This is a genomic window from Halomonas korlensis (genome assembly GCF_900116705.1).
GTDB lineage: Bacteria > Pseudomonadota > Gammaproteobacteria > Pseudomonadales > Halomonadaceae > Halomonas > Halomonas korlensis.
Genome location: NZ_FPBP01000020.1, coordinates 16,179 through 36,936, shown reverse-complemented (window position 1 = coordinate 36,936; position 20,758 = coordinate 16,179). Strand labels below are relative to the sequence as shown.

5 protein-coding genes and 1 pseudogene are annotated in these 20,758 nt (G+C 60.6%); 3 read left to right on the top strand and 3 right to left on the bottom strand.

Translation table 11 applies throughout. From position 1 onward, the window contains the following. A pseudogene (locus BM341_RS18020) lies at positions 1-349 on the bottom strand (transposase); the annotation flags it as partial. A 1,698-nt stretch (positions 350-2,047) separates the two neighbouring features. Then, complete coding sequence (locus BM341_RS19585) at positions 2,048-2,269, bottom strand: hypothetical protein (RefSeq protein WP_245784328.1); 222 nt, start codon at positions 2,267-2,269, stop codon at positions 2,048-2,050. A gap of 795 nt (positions 2,270-3,064) precedes the next feature. On the opposite strand from BM341_RS19585, the gene BM341_RS18010 reads away from it, so the two are divergent. Further along, entirely contained in the window at positions 3,065-10,942 is a 7,878-nt protein-coding gene (locus BM341_RS18010) for a SpvB/TcaC N-terminal domain-containing protein (RefSeq protein ID WP_217646262.1), read from the top strand. A 436-nt stretch (positions 10,943-11,378) separates the two neighbouring features. On the opposite strand, the gene BM341_RS19305 is transcribed toward BM341_RS18010, so the two are convergent. Further along, positions 11,379-11,525, bottom strand: a complete 147-nt coding sequence (locus tag BM341_RS19305; protein WP_175507909.1) for a hypothetical protein — start codon at positions 11,523-11,525, stop codon at positions 11,379-11,381. Positions 11,526-12,297: 772 nt separating this feature from the next. Between BM341_RS19305 and BM341_RS18005 the strand changes: the two genes are divergently transcribed. Then, complete coding sequence (locus BM341_RS18005; RefSeq protein WP_217646261.1) at positions 12,298-20,256, top strand: SpvB/TcaC N-terminal domain-containing protein; 7,959 nt, start codon at positions 12,298-12,300, stop codon at positions 20,254-20,256. A 195-nt stretch (positions 20,257-20,451) separates the two neighbouring features. After that, positions 20,452-20,646 (top strand): hypothetical protein, encoded by a 195-nt coding sequence (locus BM341_RS18000; protein WP_139233038.1) that lies wholly within the window; start codon positions 20,452-20,454, stop codon positions 20,644-20,646. Positions 20,647-20,758: the final 112 nt, after the last annotated feature.

Sequence of the window (20,758 nt, the reverse complement as noted above, 5' to 3'; positions counted from 1 at the left end):
ATTTTCATCGGGCTGTCGTCCAGCTTCTTGATGGCGCCGCGCTTGGCGGCGACGCAGCACCGAGAATCCGGGGCGTCCTTTTCTTCGTCCAGGTACTTCCCCATGCCGGTATAGCCGGCATCGCCGTATATCCGCTTGTCATCGTCATGCACGAGATGACTGACCATGGTGACATCGGCCACGTTGGCCGCAGTGGCAACGACATGTGGGTCAGCCCGGTGACCGCATCGACGCCGATATGGGCCTTCAGGCCGAAATACCACTGGTTGCCTTTCTTGGTCTGCTTCATCGCCGGGTCGCGCTGCTTGGCCTGGTTCTTGGTGGAAGGCGCCGCTGCCACGATGGTCGAACGTGAGAAGGCCTTGCGCAATCTGACGTGGCCATGCTCATCCAGCGCGCAGACATGAAACGTGGATTTGCCAATATCGATGCCAATCGTTGCAATGGTCATGGTGCCTTCCTCCTTCGCCTCGGCATAGCCTCATCCAGAAGGGTATGAGGGAGGGGCGGACCATTCCATTACGAAGGTTTGTTTTCTGTGGAGCGAAGGTGACCAGAGAGCAGGCAGCACCGTTTCAAGGCACCGACGAAAAAGTCCGCTCCTGGCCGTTTTTTGACCCCGCAGCTGATCGTCTATTTGGCCAGGGACGATAGGACCTCAGCCGTACAACAGGCTGTAGATGGAGCGCAGCAGCTAGCCAGGATATACCACATGCACGGAAGAAAGTGGATATCCTTTTCTGCTCATTCAGGCTTGGCATCTGGACGTTGCTTGGTGAGTTCAGATAGCCGGACCCGTCAGCTAGCACTTATAAGGCGGGGGTTGCTGGCCAGGGGGAAGATTCGGATCCCAGTCCCGGCATTCTCCTGGCGGTGGTAGGTGCCCCGGGGGAATCGGCGTTTCGTGGTTATGGTATCGGCCTTCACCGTATTCACGATGGCGCCTCACACGGTCCTTACCGTACCCACCATCATCGATCACTATGGCAGGCACTGTGCTGATTCGTGCTGGCTGGTAGCTACAGCCTGCCAGGCTCATAATGGCAATAGCACTGATTAGCAGGAAGGTCAGTCGCATGCGATTCTCCAAAATCTATCATGCCCATATTAGCAAGCTTTTGTTTCTGATCCATGTGGCAGAATGGCGACAGATACGGCGTCATTGTTGTTGCAGTGAGGCAGTGAGACTGTCCCTTCGTCGAGGACCGACCCGTACAAAAGGGCAACCACTTTCTTGCTACGTAATATCAGCGTGTAATGAAGGACCGCTCGTGGCCGAATGCGGCTGTATATATGTCCTTTGCGGGCTAGCTTCGCTGACTCCTAATGGTGGGTCGGAGCAGATGGGAATCTTATGCCCGCGTATCACTTTTATTCTTTTTGGTTGCTGCATCGGATGCCAGGCACCAGAACAGCCGTCGTTTTTTCCACAGGGTATACTGTCGGTATCAATCGGTACTGATCGTGCTACCAAGTGGCTTGTGCCCAAATGCGTGCCCGGCCTCGGCCAGTGGTCAATCATTAGAAACGAATATAGCGTATTTGGATTTCAGGTTGGGCACCGAATGGGCACCGTTTGGGCACACGCACGAAAAAGGGCTTACGACACTGTCGTAAGCCCTTGAAATCATGGCGCGCCCGGCAGGATTCGAACCTGCGACCCTCGGCTTCGGAGACCATTCTGACATCAATTCCAAACTTGCCGCTGGTGGCGTACCAAGGTAACGATACTTGCTAATTCAGAAGGTTACAACCGCTCAACTCACGAGGGTTAATTCAGCGGTGGTCGATTAAGGACATTCGACCTACACGCAAGTGGTGGTGATAGGCACAGGCTGTTAAGTCTGGAGGTGGCTAGATGCGGACAAATAACCCTTGGCAATCTTGCGATTTTTGAGAATCACTTGTATTTGGACCGGCCTTTGATAGCCACACTCCTGAGGAGCAGGGCGGTGTTATCGGGCCATATGAAAACTGACACTACATAGGCAACTTGCAAGATCCTTCAATGTAGCAGTGCGGGTTAACGGTGGCCGGCTGGTGATTCTCAACACCCCACCCATTCTTCAGGTTCAGCCGGCTTCTCATGTGTCTGGGCAGTGTGAATGGTGAAGTCAATCTCGTTGGGATTGGCGGCAGGAAGTCGAGCAATGATCTCACCACAGGCAGCAAGCCAGGCGTCGCCATCAGCTTTCAGGGGGCTCTTCGCCAGTACCATCATGGCCAGGTCGCTGTCCTCCAGGGGCGGGAAGCGTACCCGGGTAGCCATGTCGAAGCCTTCCTTGACCAAGACGACGCGTCGGCTGGTGGCATGTCGAACGATGGATCAGCTGGGTGCCCAAGTGCTCCTCCAACCGGGCGTTTCATAGCCACCTAGTAGTTGTCGTATCCCGAGTGTTGATGGTCGAGACCTTGCACCTATCCGTCAGAATGGCTTTTAGAGCAAAATCCATCTAACAAATTACTAAAAATCATAAAAAACGCTCCTTTCTTCTGTAGTTTTATTTGGCGCTCCGAGAACTTCTCAATTAATACTTAGTAACTCATACATGGGCATATAGAACGTTAGTCAAGTAATGCCAAAGGGTAACTTATCCTCTCTTCAGCAGGGGGAGCGGTAGCCTTTGAAAAAGAATTTAACACGACTGTTTCGCAAATATTGCCATCTGCTGCATAAGCCTTAATGAGCCATGGGTACAGCATCTAGCGCAGTGCGGTGGTGGCTTCTCGCAAATGCACTGCGTCCAAGCTCGATCGCAACGATCAACACGAGGGCGGCTCGATCATTACCGGCGAAATAGCGGCAGTAGTCGGCCATAGCAATACCGTACCTCATCGGGCAGCTGTTGCACTTGGTCATTGAAACCGCCCCTCACCTTCTGAATTTAAACCAGCGTTCGATAAACACACGCCGCGACATGCATATACGAGAAGCCGGTCGATGGCGGCAATGAGATGACCTGAGATGGACTCTCCGGAAGCTACATCAAAACGCCCTGACGGCGAGCAGAAGCCCGCGGCCCCCTCCATCTCTCTGCCCAAGGGCGGTGGAGCCATCCGAGGTATGGGCGAGAAGTTCGCTGCCAATCCGGTCACCGGATCGGGCTTGATGTCCGTGCCGATCGCCACCAGCCCCGGGCGCTCCGGATTCGGGCCGGAGCTGTCCCTCTCCTACGATTCCGGCGCCGGAAATGGACCCTTTGGCTTCGGCTGGACGCTTTCTCTGCCGTCGATCACCCGCAAGACCGATAAGGGGCTGCCACAGTATCGCGACGCAGAGGATTCGGACGTCTTCATTCTTTCCGGCGCCGAAGACCTGGTGCCCGTATACCGGCAGGACCCTGATGGAACCTGGGTCGCCAGCCACCCAGGCTTCCAGCGGGACGCGGAGGGGGGTTGGGTTCGGGATCCATCCAACCGTTTGGTCGTCCACGAAGACGAACTCGACGGCTATCAGGTTCGCCGATACCGGCCACGCATCGAGGGGCTCTTTGCGCGTATCGAGCGCTGGAACAAGCTCGACGCACCCGGCGATGTCCACTGGCGATCGAGCTCAAAGGACAACATTCTCACCCTCTATGGGTTGGATGTGAATTCGCGCATCGCCGATCCATTGGATGCGAGCCGCATCTTCCGTTGGTTGATCTGCGAGACGCGCGACGACAAGGGCAATGCCGTGCTCTACCGCTACAAAGCGGAAGACGGGCTTGGTGTCGATCTCGGCAACGCGCACGAGCGCAACCGCGGGCCGCAGAACGACGCCCGCCGCACGGCCAACCGCTACCCCAAGCGGATCCACTACGGCAACCGTACCTCGCTACTCGACAATATGGGTGAGCGCCCTCGTTTTCTGAACAAGGGGGCAATCGATACCCAAATCGGCAATGCCGACTGGATGTTCGAGGTTGTGTTCGACTACGACGATCACGAACCGACCGTACCCAAGCCAAGCGACGACCAGGCGACGGACGCGACGGGAGCATTGACATACCCTTGGAAGCGGCGGTCCGACCCATTTTCCGCCTACCGAGCCGGCTTTGAAGTCCGCACCACTCGCCTTTGCCAACGCGTCTTGGTGTTCCACCACTTCCCGGGCGAGGCGGGCGTAGAGCGTGACTGCCTGGTGCGCTCGACAGACTTCACCTACTCGGACAAAGTCGATCCCACGGATGTCCGCAACCCGGTCTACACCTTCCTGCGCAAGGTCACCCAGAGCGGGTATCACCGCAACAACGGCGGCTACGCCAAGCGCAGCCTGCCGCCTGTCGAGTTCGAATACACCGAGCCCACCGTGCAGGACACCGTGGAGGAAGTGGATCCGCAAAGCCTTGAAAATCTGCCCATCGGCCTCGACGGCACCCTTTACCAGTGGACCGACCTGCACGGTGAAGGCGTCCCCGGCATCCTCACCGAGCAGGCGGGCGCGTGGTTCTACAAGCGCAACCTCAGCCCGATCCCGCAGACGCTGGCTGACGGTCGGGAGCAGGTAAAGGCGCGGTTCTCTCCGCTCGAAACCGTCGCTCTCAAGCCCAACATCGCCCTGGCCAGCGGCGCGGAATTCATGGATCTGGCCGGCGACGGTCAGCCCGATCTGGTGATGCTGGAAGGGCCCCTTCCCGGCCTATACGAACACGACGGCAAGGAAGGCTGGCAGCCGTTCCGTCCGTTCACGTCGCGCCTCAACCGCGACTTCGGCGATCCAAACCTCAAGTTCATCGACCTCGATGGCGACGGCCATGCCGATGTGCTGATCACCGAAGACGACGCCTTCGTCTGGCACGCCTCGCTGACCGAAGCGGGTTTCGGCCCGGCCCGGCGCGTCGCGCAGGCGCTCGATGAAGAGAAAGGCCCGCGCATCGTCTTCGCCGATGGTACGCAATCCATCTACCTCGCCGACCTGTCCGGCGACGGCCTGACCGATATCGCCCGAATCCGCAACGGCGAGGTCTGCTATTGGCCCAACCTGGGCTATGGCCGCTTCGGCGCCAAGGTGGCGATGGACCACGCCCCTTGGTTCGACAATCTCGATCAATTCGATCATAAGCGCCTCCGCCTGGCCGACATCGACGGTAGTGGCACCAGCGACATCATTTACCTGCACCGCGACGGCGTGCGCCTGTACTTCAACCAGTCGGGCAACAGCTGGAGCCACCCGCAGGTCCTGAAAGCCTTTCCGCATATCGACGACCTGGTGAGCATCATGCCCACCGACCTGCTCGGTAACGGCACGGCCTGCCTAGTCTGGTCGTCGCCGCTGCCCGGCGACGCGCGGCGGCCACTGCGCTATGTGAATCTGATGGGCGGGCGCAAGCCCCACCTGCTGGTCAAGACCATCAACAACCTCGGCGCCAAGACCCGTATCGAGTACGTCCCCTCCACCAAGTTCTACCTGCGGGACAAGCGCGACGGAATTCCGTGGATCACCCGGCTGCCCTTTCCGGTGCATGTGGTCGAACGCGTCGAGACCTTTGACCACCTCAGCCGCAACCGCTTCGTCACCCGCTATGCCTATCACCACGGCTACTTCGATGGGGAGGAACGTGAGTTTCGTGGCTTCGGCATGGTCGAGCAATCGGATACCGAGCAGCTCGGCGCCCTCACTGCCAGCGGCGCGGTCCCGCAAGGCGACAACTTCGCCGACGAATCGCACGTGCCGCCGGTGCATACCAAGACCTGGTTCCATACCGGGGTCCACTTCGGCCGCGATCACGTGTCCGACTACTTCGCCGGCTTATTGAACGCCACCGACCAGGGCGAGTACTTCCGCGCGCCCGGCCTGACCGACGCCGACGCTCGAGCCCTGCTGCTGCCAGACACGGTACTTCCCGTCGGCCTCGCCTTGGATGAGGAGCACGAAGCCTGCCGTGCCCTCAAGGGCATGATGCTGCGCCAGGAGGTCTATGCCGATGACGCCGGGCAAGGCGCCTCGGCTGAGCAGATCCAGCGAGCCCGCACGCCCTACACGGTCACCGAGCAGAACTTCAGCATCCGTGTGTTGCAGCAGCGGGGGACCAACCGCCACGCTGTCTTCTTCACTCATGTACGCGAGGCGATCAGCTACCACTACGAGCGCAACCCGGCCGATCCACGCATCCAGCATGCGCTGACCTTGGAAGTGGATGGCTACGGCAACGTTCTCAAGCAGGCCGCCATCGGCTATGGGCGCCGTGGCTCGCCGCTGTCGACGGCGTGGGATCGCGACCGGCAAACGACCCCGCTGCTGACTTACACCGAGAACCGGGTCACCAATGCCGTGGCGGAAGCTGGTGCCTACCGCACACCGCTGCCCTGCGAGGCCGTCACGTTCGAGTTGACCAGCTACACGCCCACCGGCGCGGCCGGCCGCTATCAGGGCTCCGACTTTGTCGAACCCGATCCCGCCGCACCCGGCCGTCTGCGGCACACGTTCACCGACCAGGTTGCCTACGAGGCCGCGGCCACCGGCAACCCTTGCCGTCGCCCGATCGAATGGTTGCGCACACTTTACCGACGAGACGATCTGAGCGGCCTATTGCCGCTCGGGAATCTGCACCCGCTCGGCCTGCCTGGTGAGAGCTACAAGCTCGCCTTCACCCCGGGGCTTCTGGCGCAGGTCTTCCAGCGCCCGCTCGCGGTTCAACTCGCCGAGCCCTTGCTCCCCGATCCTGCTGCTGTGCTTGGCGGCCAGGGCGGCTACCTGCAAAGCCAGACGCTCAAAGCGGACGGGCGCTTCCCCGCAAGCGATGCCGACGACCACTGGTGGCTCCCGTCCGGTCAGTCCTATTCCACCGAGGACCCCGCCGCTCCCCCTGCCGCAGAGCTAGCGCAAGCCCGGCAGCACTTCTTCCTGCCGCGCCGCTTTCGCGATCCCTTTGGGCAGGACGCCTTCGTCGACTTCGACAGTAACGATCTGCTCATGGTCGAGACTCGTGACGTGCTCGACAACCGCGTGACAGTGGACGCCAATGACTACCGCTTCCTGCAACCTCGCCTCGTCAGCGACCCGAACCGCAACCAGACCGAAGTCGCCTTCGATACCCTGGGCATGGTGGTGGGCACCGCCGTCATGGGCAAGCCGCTGCCCGCGCCGGTGGAAGGCGACTCGCTGTCCGGCTTCGTTGCGGAACTGACGCAGGCCGAGATCGATGGCTTCTTCGATGCCGCGGACGATCCACACACGATTGCCCCCGCGCTGCTGCAAGGCGCCACCACGCGCATCGTCTACGATCTCGATCGCTTCCGTCGCACCCGACAAGCGAACCCAAACGATCCATCGCAGTGGCAGCCGCCGTGTGCCGCGACGCTTGCGCGCGAGACTCACCTAAGCGCTCCCCTGCCGCCGCAAGGACTCAAGATCCAGCTCAGCTTCTCCTATTCCGACGGCTTTGGCCGCGAGATCCAGCAGAAGATCCAGGCCGAGCCGAAGAAGGTGAATGGTGTGGCTGGCCCACCGCGCTGGGTCGGCAGCGGCTGGACCATCTTCAACAATAAAGGCAAGCCGGTTCGCCAGTACGAGCCTTTCTTCAGTGCGACGCATCGCTTCGAGTTCGGTGTCATGGTCGGCGTCAGCCCGGTGCTGTTCTACGACCCCGCCGAGCGCGTCGTCGCCACGCTGCACCCGAACCACACCTTCGAAAAGGTGGTGTTCGATCCCTGGCAACAGACCACCTGGGATGTCAACGACACCTGCGCCGCCCGCAATGCTCAGACCGGCGATCCGCGCACCGACCCCGACATCGGTGGCTATGTCGCCGCCTACTTCGAGAGCCAGCTGGACGACTGGCAGACCTGGCATGCCCAGCGCATCGGCGGCGCCCTCGGACAAGACGATCGCAATGCCGCTCTCCGCGCCGCAGCCCATGCTGACACACCGATCACTGCCCATTCCGATGCGCTGGGTCGCCCCTTCCTGACCATCGCCCACAACCGCGTGGTCTGCGCCGGTCACGACCTCGACGGGAGCGAAGCGCGCTTCACCACCCGCGTGGAGCTGGATATAGAAGGCAATGAGCGTGCGGTGGTTGATCATCTGGGGCGTGACGTCATGCGCTACGACTATGACCTGCTCAGCACGGCGAGCCACACAGTAAGTATGGATGCCGGCGAGCGCTGGATGTTGGGCGACGTGGCTGGCAACCCGATCCGTGCCTGGGACAGCCGCGGCCACGCGTTCCGCACGACCTACGACGAGCTGCGCCGGCCGTTGGAGGCTTTTGTAGCAGGAACCGATTCACAAAATCCGGCCGCCGAGTTGCTGTTCCAGGCCACGATCTACGGTGAATCGATGGCCGATGCCGCGCAGGGATTGAACCTGCGGGGCCGCGCCGCAATTCAGTTCGACGCGGCTGGGGTGGTCGTCAGTGCGGCTGAAAACCCGGACACGAATATGGTCGAAGCCTATGATTTCAAGGGCAACCTGCTACGCAGCACGCGGCGGCTGGCCAGGGAATACAAGCAGACTGTTGATTGGGATGCCGCAAATTGGAACACCGTCGAGGCCGCACTCGCTGCCGGTCCGTTTGTGCCGGACGACGTGCTGGCCTCGCTGGCACCGCTGCTGGAGCCGCAGGCGTTTAGTGCAAGCACGACCTTCGACGCACTCGACCGACCGATCAGCCTGACGATGCCGGAAGCCAGTGAAATCCTGCCCACCTACAACGAGGCAAATCTTCTCGAACAGGTGGCCGTGCGCCTGCGCAGCGCGACAACGACCACGCCGTTCGTTAACGACATCGACTACGATGCCAAAGGCCAGCGGAAGCGGATCGAATACGGCAATGGCGTCGTGACGGAGTATGAATACGACGAAGAGACCCTCCGCCTGATTCATCTTAAGACGACGCGGCAGACGGGCGTCAACCCGCTTCAGAATCTGCGTTACACGTATGACCCGGCCGGGAACATCGCCAGGATCCGAGATGACGCCCAGCAGACGATCTACTTCGACAACGCGATAGTGGAGCCGCACGCCGACTACACCTATGACGCTCTCTACCGGCTGATCCGGGCGGAGGGGCGCGAAAACATCGGCCAGACATCCAACAATCTGCCGGAGAATCACCCTCAGAAGAAGCCGCACTACGACTTCAACGACAGCACACGCCGCAACCTGCCACATCCGAACGATGGCCAGGCCATGCGTGCATACACCGAGCTGTATGAATACGACGCGGTGGGCAACATCCTTACGATGATTCACCATGCCAACGGCGGCAGCTGGACGCGCCACTACGCCTACGCCGTCGACAGCAACCGCGTGCTCTCGACCAGTCTGCCGGGCGATTCTGAGGAGGGCCCCTACTCGGCAAAGTACGAGTACGACGTGCACGGCAACATCGTAAGGATGCCCCACCTGCCGCTGATGGAGTGGAACTTCCGCGACCAGCTTCAGGCCACGTCTCAGCAGGTCGTCAACAACGGCGGCACGCCGGAGATAACGTACTATTTTTATGATTCGGCCGGACAGCGCGCGCGCAAAGTGACCGAGCGCCAGGCCGCTGCGGGCCAACCGCCCACACGCATGAGAGAGCGCATCTACCTGGGTGGCTTCGAGGTCTACCGGGAGTATGAGAGCGACGGCGAGACGATGAAACTAGAGCGGGAGGCGCTACACATTATGGACGACATGCAGCGTGTCGCCCTGGTGGAGACCAGAACGCAGGGCACGGATCCAGCGCCGCGGCACCTCGTCCGCTTCCAGATCGGCAACCATCTCGGCTCGGCCAGCCTGGAGCTGGACACTGAGGCCCAGATCATTTCCTACGAAGAGTACTACCCGTACGGCAGCACCTCGTATCAGGCGGTGCGCAATCACGCCGAGACGCCGAATCGGTATCGATATACCGGGATGGAGCGGGACGAGGAGAGCAGCTTCAGCTATCACGGCGCGCGGTTTTATGCTCAGTGGCTAGGAAGGTGGATCAGCGCAGATCCGTCCGGCCTGAAGGGAGGAATAAACCTATATGCTTATGCCTACGGCAATCCCACCATATATACCGATCGCGGCGGAACCAACCCCAAAGAGTTCTTGCCAGGATTGATCACCGATTACCCACTCTTGGGCCAAGCCTGGGATGATGCGGCCCAATCACATCTGGAGTACAGATATGGCAAAGAAAATCTAGCCGCCAATAAGAAAGCGTTCCATGCCGCGCTTGACAAGCTACCTGAGGGCCCGAAGAGAAGCGCGCTTGCGAGGGAGGTCTTTGATTCAGTTAGGAAGGGTTTTTACCGCAGAGTGGGAAGGTTGTATGAACAGGGTCTGAAAGTGCTTGGCGGAATAGATATTCCACAAGACACTATTAAAAAAATGATAAAAAGCGGCACGAACCCTGCGCCAAGCGTGCAAATCGACCATGCAATCGACGAACTGGCTAAGACCCCCCACAACGCCCTTGAGGCGACCAATCTTGGCATAAGAATGGGGCATGCCGGTGTGCCAGGTGGCTCGCATAATACAGCTACTGTAGGAAGACTACGGTTAGCACTCGGCAGAGCAGGCATGAAAGGAATGTCTAGCTTGGGCAAATTCGGCCGCCGATCTGCTGGAAAGTTAGGACATGGTGTAAACATACTTAAACCAGACATCATATCTGTTGCTACGACGTTGTCAAAGGCATGGTCGAAATATGAGATTGAACAAACAAACATAAAACTGAATCACTTGCATGCTGAATTACTACTTCAGAAGGCAGAGATGTATTTTGATACTGGTATTCAGTTGATAAGCCTTGATAAGAAAAGTGAAGATTTTGAAGCCCTGTATTTTGTTCATTCGCTAATCGCTGATGAAATGAGACCTGTATTTAGTAGCAAGGAGAATAAAGAGAAATTCTTTAAGGAGGTGAGAGAATACGCAAACGCGCATCCGGGCAACTACAGAGTCTACGTGTTTGACGAAGGGTATGTAGACCGTGATGCGGTGGAGCGCATAGGAGATGTGAGCCATTACAGATCAAAGTAGGCTTCTGTCGTCTGGCGATCAGCGAGAAGGCCACCGACAAGTGGCTGCATTCAACTGAGGAAGAGTAAGCCGTGAACACGATTTCCTTCCCCCTGCAACTCGGTCAAACCTCCAAGGCGCCCTGCTTGCTAATCGCGACCGGCCACCAGCAACGCTAGCTTGGCCACACCGAGGCAAGGCCCGCCAGAGCGGCCTAGTGCAGGGAATCGGCTTTGTCGGTGGTGAGAGGTGGGTGTTGGTGAACCTCGAGCAGGCCAGGCGCCACCATCAGCCTTTAGGGACTCTTCGACAGTACATCCAAGGCCAGCGCTGCCCTCCAACGGAGGGGAGCGTACGCGGATAGCCATGTCGAAGCTCTCTTTGACCAAGTCGACGCGTCGGATAATGACCTTCACCTAGGGACAGTGCTACATGAAGCGCACCAGCAGCGGTGTCATCAGGTAGTGAGCAGGCTCGGCGGGCAGCTCAGCCGCACCGTACCGCGCGGTAATGAGAGGTTGCGCATAACCATCTCATCAGCCGCCATCGCCTCCACCAGTATCGTCACGTAGAGGCGGTAGCAGGCCTGGTCCAGTTCGGTCACCGACAGATAGGCGACGTGTCGAACGATGGATCAGCCGGGTAACCAAGTACCCCTCCAGCCGGGCATTTCATGGCCACTTGGGTAGCTGTCGGGTCCCGGGTGTTGATGGCTTGGGACCCGACGCCTATCAGACAGCATGGCTTTTCGAGCAAAAGCATTCTAATAAATTACTTAAAAGTATTAAAAATACTCCCGCTTCTTTAAGTTTTATTTGGTGCTTAGGGCATTTCTCTATTAATACTTAATAACTCATAGATAGGCTTATAGAAAGTTTGTTCAAGTACTGCTAAAGGGTGCCTTGTCCTCACGTCAGAAAGGGGGAGCGGTAGCGTATGAGAAAGCCTCTAGAAAGACTTTCTCGCAAATATTCTCATCTGCTGAATAACCCATTATGAGCCATTGGTACGGCATCTAGCGCAGTGCGGTGGTGGCTTCTCGAAAATGCACTTCAGCCAAGCACGATCGCAACGATCAGCACGAGGGCGGCTCGATCATTACCGGCGAAATAGCGGCAGTAATCGGCCATAGCAACACCGTACCTCATCGGGCGGCTGTTGCACTTGGTCGTTGAAACCGCCCCTCATCTTCTGAATTTAAACCAGCATTCGACAAACACACGCCGCGACATGCATATACGAGAAGCCGGTCGGTGGCGGCAATGAGATGACCTGAGATGGACTCTCCGGAAGCTACATCAAAACGCCCTGACGGCGAGCAGAAGCCCGCGGTCCCCTCTATCACCCTGCCCAAGGGCGGTGGAGCCATCCGAGGTATGGGCGAGAAGTTCGCCGCCAATCCGATCACCGGAACGGGCTCGATGTCCGTGCCCATCGCCACCAGCCCCGGGCGCTCCGGATTCGGTCCTGAGCTTTCTCTTTCTTACGACTCCGGCGCCGGCAACGGCCCCTTCGGCTTCGGGTGGAATATTTCGCTGCCTACCATCACCCGCAAGACTGACAAGGGGCTGCCGCAGTACCGCGACACCATGGAATCCGATGTTTTCATTCTTTCTGGAGCGGAAGATCTGGTGCCGGAGTTCGAGAAGGACGCCAACGGCAACTGGGTCCTTCACGATGGCACGCCTGTCATCCACGACAAATCGCGCACGGTGGACAACGTCGCCTACCGGGTGCGGCGCTACCGGCCACGCATCGAGGGTCTGTTCGCGCGCATCGAGCGCTGGACCAACACCGCCACCGGCGAGATCCACTGGCGCTCCATCTCCAAGGACAATATCACCACCCTCTACGGTAAGGATAACGACTCACGCATCTTTGACCCGGCCGATCCCAACCCCGCGCACCCGACCCGCATCTTCAGCTGGTTGATCTGCCAGAGCTACGACGACAAGGGCAACGTGATCGTTTATGGCTATCAAGGCGAAGACTCTGCGCAGATTTTCGAGGATGTAGCCGGCAATAGACCCTCCAAGTCCTACGAACGCAATCGCACGGATAAGTCCCGCTCGGCCCAGCGTTATCTCAAACGCATCCGCTACGGCAATCGCGTGCCGTACTTCCCGGTGCTGGAAGAAGACACACCCTGGCCCGAACCCCGAGAGGCCCGGGCGCCGAACGGTAGCGATTCCTGGCTTTTCGAGGTGGTCTTCGACTACGGCGAGCACGACGCTAACGCACCCAAGCCTAGCGAGACGCGACCTTGGCCAGCACGCAGTGACCCGTTCTCCTCATACCGAGCCGGCTTTGAGGTCCGCACCTATCGCCTCTGCCGGCGCGTTTTGATGTTCCATCACTTCCCGGGAACAGAACCGGACGGCGTCGGTGCCGACTGCCTGGTACGCTCCACCGACTTCACCTACTCCGATGAAGTGAATCCCACTGACGTCCGCAACCCAGTCTACGCCTTCCTGCGCAAGGTCACACAAACGGGTTATCGCCGAAACAACGGCGACTACGACAAGCGCAACCTGCCGCCCGTCGAGTTCGAATACACCGAGCCCATCGTGCAGGACGCCGTGGAGGAAGTGGATCCGAAAAGCCTTGAAAACCTGCCCGTTGGCCTGGACGGCACCGCTTATCGATGGACCGACCTGCACGGCGAGGGCATCCCCGGGGTCTTCACCGAGCAGGCCGGTGGCTGGTTCTACAAGCGCAACCTCAGCCCGATCAACGAAAGGGTCGAAAACGGCACTCCCCATGTCGAAGCAAGGTTCGCCCCTGACGAGCTGGTCGCCACCAAGCCTAACCTCGCGTTGGGTAGCGGGGCGCAGTTCATGGACCTGGCTGGTGACGGCCAACCCGATCTGGTGGTGCTGGAAGGGCCCACGCCCGGTCTGTATGAGCACGACAGCGAGGAAGGCTGGCAGCCTTTCCGCCCCTTTACCTCACGCCTGAACCGCGACTTTCGCGACCCCAACCTCAAGTTCGTCGACCTCGATGGCGACGGTCATGCCGACGTGCTGATCACCGAAGACGACGCCTTGGTCTGGCATCACTCGCTCGAAGAAGCAGGCTTCGGCCCGGCCCGGCGCGTCGCGCAGGCGCTCGACGAAGAGAAAGGTCCGCGCATCGTCTTCGCCGATGGTACTCAGTCCATCTATCTGGCCGACCTCTCCGGTGACGGCCTCACCGACCTCGTGCGCATCCGCAACGGTGAGGCCTGCTACTGGCCCAACCTGGGCTATGGCCGTTTCGGCGCCAAGGTCACCATGGATAACGCCCCCTGGTTCGACCATCCTGACCAGTTCCATCACAAGCGCATCCGCCTGGCCGACATCGACGGCAGCGGCACCACCGACATCATCTATCTGCACCGCGACGGCGTGCGCCTGTACTTCAACCAGTCGGGCAATGGCTGGAGCCAACCGCATCTGCTAAAGGTCTTCCCGCGCGTGGACGACCTGGTCGCCATCACGCCCACTGACCTGCTCGGCAACGGTACCGCCTGCCTGGTCTGGTCATCACCCTTGCCCGGCGATGGGCGACGGCAGATGCGCTACGTCAACCTGATGGGCCGCCGCAAGCCGCACTTGCTGATCAAGACGATCAACAACCTCGGCGCCGAAACCCGCGTCGATTACGCGCCCTCGACCAGGTTCTACCTGCAGGACAAACGCGACGGCAAGCCCTGGGTCACCCGGCTGTCGTTTCCGGTGCACGTGGTCGAGCGCGTCGTGACCTACGACCACATCAGCCGCAACCGCTTCGTCACCCGTTACGCCTACCACCACGGCTACTTCGACGGGGAGGAGCGCGAGTTCCGTGGCTTCGGCATGGTGGAGCAGTGGGATACGGGAGAAATCGGTTCCCTCGCCCCGGGCGGAGAAGAGAGCAGGGGTGAGGGGGCAATCAATCTCGACGCCGCCTCCAACGTGCCGCCGGTGCATACCAAAAGCTGGTTCCACACTGGCGTCTATGTGGACCGGACCCACATCTCGCTGCAGTTTGAGGATGAGTATTACCGCGAACCAGGGTTGAGCGACGAAGCCTTCCGCAACCTGTTGCTCCCCGATACGCATCTCTCTGATGGACTGACACTTGAAGAAGAGCGCGAGGCTTGCCGGGCGCTCAAGGGCCAGATGCTGCGCCAGGAGTTGTATGCCGATGACGCCGGGCCCGACGCATCCGAGGAGGCGAAGCAACGCGCCTGCATTCCCTATACCGTCATCGAGCAGGATTTTACCATCCGCCCGCTGCAACCTCGCGCCGACAACCGCCACGCCGTCTACTTCACCCACCCGCTTGAGGTCATAACCTACCACTACGAACGTAACCCAGCGGACCCGCGCATCCAGCACGCCCTGACGCTGGAGGTGGATGATTTCGACAATGTGCTGAAGGAGGTCGCCGTCGGCTACGGTCGTCGCCAGCCCGATCCATCGTTGCCCACGGTTGATGACCGCAACAAGCAAACCCTCGCTCTCCTGACCTACACCGAGAAAAGCGTTACCAACGCCATAGATGAAGCTGACGGCTACCGTACGCCGCTGCCCTGCGAAGCACAGACCTTCGAGCTGACCGGCTACTCGCCCACCGGACCGGTCGGCCGCTATCAGGCCTCCGACTTCGTCGAACCCGATCCCGCCGCACCCGCCCGTCTGCGCCACACGCCCACCGACCAGGTCGCCTACGAAGCCGCAGTCACCGCCAACCCTTGCCGCCGCCCGATCGAGTGGCTGCGCACGCTCTACCGCCGGGACGACCTGAGCGGTCTGCTACCTCTGGGGGAGGTGCAGCCGCTGGCCCTGCCCGGGGAGAGCTACAAGCTCGCCTTCACCCCCGGGCTGCTGGCGCAGGTCTTCCAGCGCCCGCGTGCGGGTCAACCGGCAGAGCCCTTGCTCCCCGATCCTGCTGCCGTGCTCGGCGGCCAGGCCGGTAACCAGGGCGGCTACCTGCGAAGCCAGACGCTCAAGGCCGACGGCCGCTTCCCCGCGACCGATGCCGACGACCACTGGTGGATTCCCTCGGAGCGGTCCTTCTACAGCACGAATCCCACCGACGATGCAGCAACCGAGCTGGCGCAGGCGCAGCAGCACTTCTTCCTGCCGCGCCGCTACCGCGACCCCTTCGGCCAGGACGCCTTCGTCGACTTCGACGGTAGCGATCTGCTGATGATCGAGACCCGCGACGCGCTCGACAACCGGGTGACGGTGAATGTCAACGACTACCGCGTCCTCCACCCGCGCCTCGCGAGCGATCCGAACCGCAACCAGACCGAGGTGGCATTCGACACGTTGGGTATGGTGGTGGGCACCACTGTGATGGGGGAGCCACTTCCGGCCCCCGTGGAAGGCGACTCGCTGAGCGGCTTCGTCACCGATCTAACGCAAGCCCAGCTTGACGCCTTCTTCAACGCCCCAGACCCGCATGCCAGCGCAGCGGCGCTGCTGCAAGGCGCCACCACGCGCATCGTCTACGACCTTGATCGCTTTCGTCGCACCCAGCAAGCGAACCCAAACGATCCGTCCCAGTGGCAGCCACCGTGTGCCGCGACGCTGGCGCGCGAGACTCACCTAAGCGCTCCCCTGCCGCCGCAAGGGCTCAAGGTCCAGCTCAGCTTCTCCTATTCCGACGGCTTCGGCCGCGAGATCCAGCAGAAGATCCAGGCCGAGCCGAAGAAGGTGCATGGGGTGGCTGGCCCACCGCGCTGGGTCGGCAGCGGCTGGACCATCTTCAACAACAAGGGCAAGCCGGTTCGCCAGTACGAGCCGTTCTTCAGCGCGACGCATGGCTACGAGTTCAATGCCATCCACGGCGTCAGCCCGGTGCTGTTCTACGACCCGGCCGAGCGCGTCATCGCCACACTCCACCCGAACCACACCTACGAGAAGGTTGTCTTCGACCCCTGGCAGCAGACCACCTACGACTTCAACGACACCTGCGCCGCCCGCAACGATCAGACCGGAGATCCGCGCACGGACCCCGACATCAGCGGCTACGTGGAGAAATACTTCAAAGCGTTGCCCGTCGATCTGACCAAGCCCTGGCTGACCTGGCACGCGCAGCGCGGCGGCGGAGCGCTCGGCCCGCATGAGCAGGCAGCTGCCACCCTCGCCGCAGCCCATGCTGACACGCCCACCACCGCGCACTTCGACGCGCTGGGCCGCCCCTTCCTGACCGTCGCCCGTAACCGCGTCGTCTGCGCCGGCCACGACCTCGACGGCACCGAGGAGAGCTTCGCCACCCGCGTCGAGCTCGACATCGAAGGCAACCAGCGCGCCGTGCTCGACGAACGAAAACTGCTTGTCAAACATCTGCCGACAGGTGCGCTCGAACAGCGCGTCGTCATGCGCTACGCCTACGACATGCTGGGCAACCGCATCCACCAGCTCAGCATGGAGGCGGGCGCGCGCTGGATGCTCAGCGACGTGACCGGCAACCCCATCCGCGCCTGGGACAGCCGCGGCCACAACTTCACGACCACCTACGACGCGCTGCGCCGCCCGGTGGAGCAGACCGTGCGCGGCACGACTACGGATTCCGACCCGCGCACACTGAACGGCGCGCTGCTGGTCGATAGGATCGAGTACGGCGAAAGCCTAGCCAACGCGGAAGCGCTCAACCTGCGCACTCGAATCCACCGCCACTTCGGCTCCGCCGGCGTCGCCACGAACGCCCGGCTCGATGCCAACGGCAACCCTATCGAGGCCTACGACTTCAAGGGCAACCTGCTGCGCAGCACGCGCCACCTTATTAGCGGCTACAAGACCGTCCCCGACTGGTCACAGCCATCCGAGCCGCAACTCGAGTCCGAGTTCTTCGAGGGCAGCACCCGCTACGACGCGCTCAACCGCCCCATCCAGTCCGTCGCACCGCACAGCAGCCTGACCCGCCCCGGACACCCCAACAAGATCAACGTCACCCAGCCGGTGTTCAACGAGGCCAACCTGCTGGAGCGGGTGGACGTGTGGCTGGAACGCGCCGCCGAGCCCGCAGCACTCCTGGACCCTGCCGCCGAGGCCGCATCACCGGTCGGCGTCGCCAACATCGACTACGACGCCAAGGGCCAGCGTCAGCGCATTGATTACAAGAACGGCGCCAGCACCCTCTACAGCTACGACCCGCAGACCTTCCGGCTCACCCAGCTACTCACCCGTCGCGACGCGGCCGCCTTCCCAGCTGACGATCCGCAGCCACCCGTGGCCGGATGGCCGGGCAGCCACTTGCAGAACCTGCACTACACCTACGACCCCGCCGGCAACGTCACCCACATCCGAGATGACGCGCAGCAGACCGTCTACTTCAAGAACAGGCGCGTCGAGTCGAGCAACGATTATACGTACGACGCCCTCTATCGCCTGATTCAGGCGAGCGGCCGCGAGCACCTTGGGCAGGGTGGCGCGCCTATCGCGCACTCGCACAACGACGCCGGCCGCGTGGGCCTGCTGAGTGCGGATGCTGCCGGCCGGTTCAGCCCCAACGACGGCAACGCCATGGGCTCGTACATCGAGCGCTACGTGTACGACGCCGTCGGCAACTTCCTGCAGATGCAGCACCGCGGCAGCGACCCGGCCCATTTAGGCTGGACGCGTCGCTACGCCTACGGCGAAGCCAGCCTGATCGAAGGGGGCAAACAGAGCAACCGACTGGGCAGCACACAGGTGGGCAACGGGGTCGCGTCTGCGCCGGAGCCCTACCAGCACGATGCCCACGGCAACATCGTGTGCATGCCGCACCTGGGCGGCAGCCTGGCCGGGCCGAACATGCACTGGGACTACAAGGACCAGTTGCGTCAGACCGATCTGGGTGGCAGCGGCGCGGCCTACTACGTCTACGACGCCTCGGGTCAACGCGTGCGCAAGATATGGGAGAAATCGCCGGGCCGCATCGAAGAGCGCATCTACCTCGGTGGCTTCGAGATCTTCCGCAGGTACGGCGGCCCTATCGGCGCCAACACCGCCACGCTGGAACGCGAGACGCTTCACGTGATGGACAACAAGCAGCGCATCGCCCTGGTCGAGACACGCACGCTCGACACGGCGGGCAATGACCAGGCACCGCGGCAATTGATCCGCTACCAGTTTGGCAACCACCTCGGCTCGGCCAGTCTAGAGTTGGATGGGAAGTCGCAGATCATTTCCTACGAGGAATACTCTCCCTACGGCAGCTCGACCTATCAGGCGGTACGCAGCCAGACGGAGACGGCGAAGCGATATCGCTACACCGGAAAGGAGCAGGACGAAGAGAGCGGCTTCTGCTATCACGGGGCGAGGTATTACTCGCCGTGGTTGGGACGGTGGACAAGCGCTGACCCTGAAGGGTTGGTCGATGGAGCGAATCTATTTCCTTATGGCCGAAACAATCCGCTCACGTTTAATGACCCAACGGGAACCCAGTGTGACCCGGCAATGCAATCATGTATCGACCCAACGGAGTCAACCGCTCGCGAGGAGGCGTTGCAGCAATCTTTGTCAGAGGAAGAACGTTACCTTCCTCCAGCTTCATTTCCAGAGCCAGAGCACTCTACTTCTTCCATCACTACAGACACCTCAACTGAAGGTGATGTGTCAAACAGAATTCCATTGGGTGGAAACATTACCGAAGACGAAAAAGCCACGCTAGCAGCGGCAGGCATATTTTGGATGCCAGACAATAGTGCCGATATTGGCACGCCTGTCCATCTAGTCGTCTTGCCTATCCTGGCAGCTCGACTAGCGGGACATGGAATTCCTAGCATGGTTGAAGCGCCGACGCTTTACGGGGGATCGAAGTCCGGTCAGAGCGCAGGGTTCATAGATCTGACAGTACTTGTTCCACCCGTGACATCTCCTGCGAGTTCTGCGCTCGAAGCGCATGTGTATGACCTCAAACCCGGCGGCTCGTCATCAGGCTTGCAACATGCGCAGCAAGTGCAACGCTACGTAGACTACTTTGACAACGGTCTGATTCCAGGGGTTGGTCTGGTTACACCACAGGTTGGTACGGTGCTGTATGACGTGGCCGCCCAACATCCAGACATCCTTTCGCCAATCGATGTGCCTGGCACTATGGGAACTGCTTACATCGGATTGCAGCTCACCTCTCCTGGAATCATCGAATATCACTTAGGGGCACGACCTGTACCGGTGAGAGTTCCCGTGCGAGAGCCTGTGGTAGAACGTGTCCGTGCCCGGGATACTGAGCAGCCGCGGATTCGTGTCTCAGAACCCGATCCGGTGCCTTGGTACATACCGGTTGGTACGGCCGTTGGTGCTGCTGCTCTTTTTGTCGCTTGGAAAGCCAAGGGCTGCATTTTTGGTCCCGTTGGGTGTGCCGTCGGCGCGGCCTTATGAGAACCCGTAGGACCAAGGGAAACGACGGGCATCAGCAACGACGGCCAACGAGAAGGAACTAACAAGCGAGCGATAGACCAGGAAAGAATGAACTTCGATCCCCAGAAATTCTTCATCGGCCTGATGGACTTCTTCTCCATCCTGCTGCCAGGCGCGCTGCTCACCTATGTGGTGATGGGTTAGGTGGGCCCGGTCGTGCTGGGGGACCGCTACGCCACGCTCGCCGGCGCGGAAGCCTGGGCCACCTTCCTGTTCGCGAGCCATCTCTTAGGCCATTTAGATGGCGCGGGCAAAGGCCGTGCCGTGCCGCTGCGCGAAGGCATCTCAGGTCCCAACGTCATGCTGGTGCAGGAGAAAACGCCACGGCCTCGACATGCTCGATCTGATTAACGAACGGAGGCATCGCAACCAGTTCACTTCGTCTCCGGTTGCATTTCGCCTCTTGACGAAGGCCAAACGCAAGATACGCGAGCCCGCCACAGTAGGCCTCATGGAGGGATAG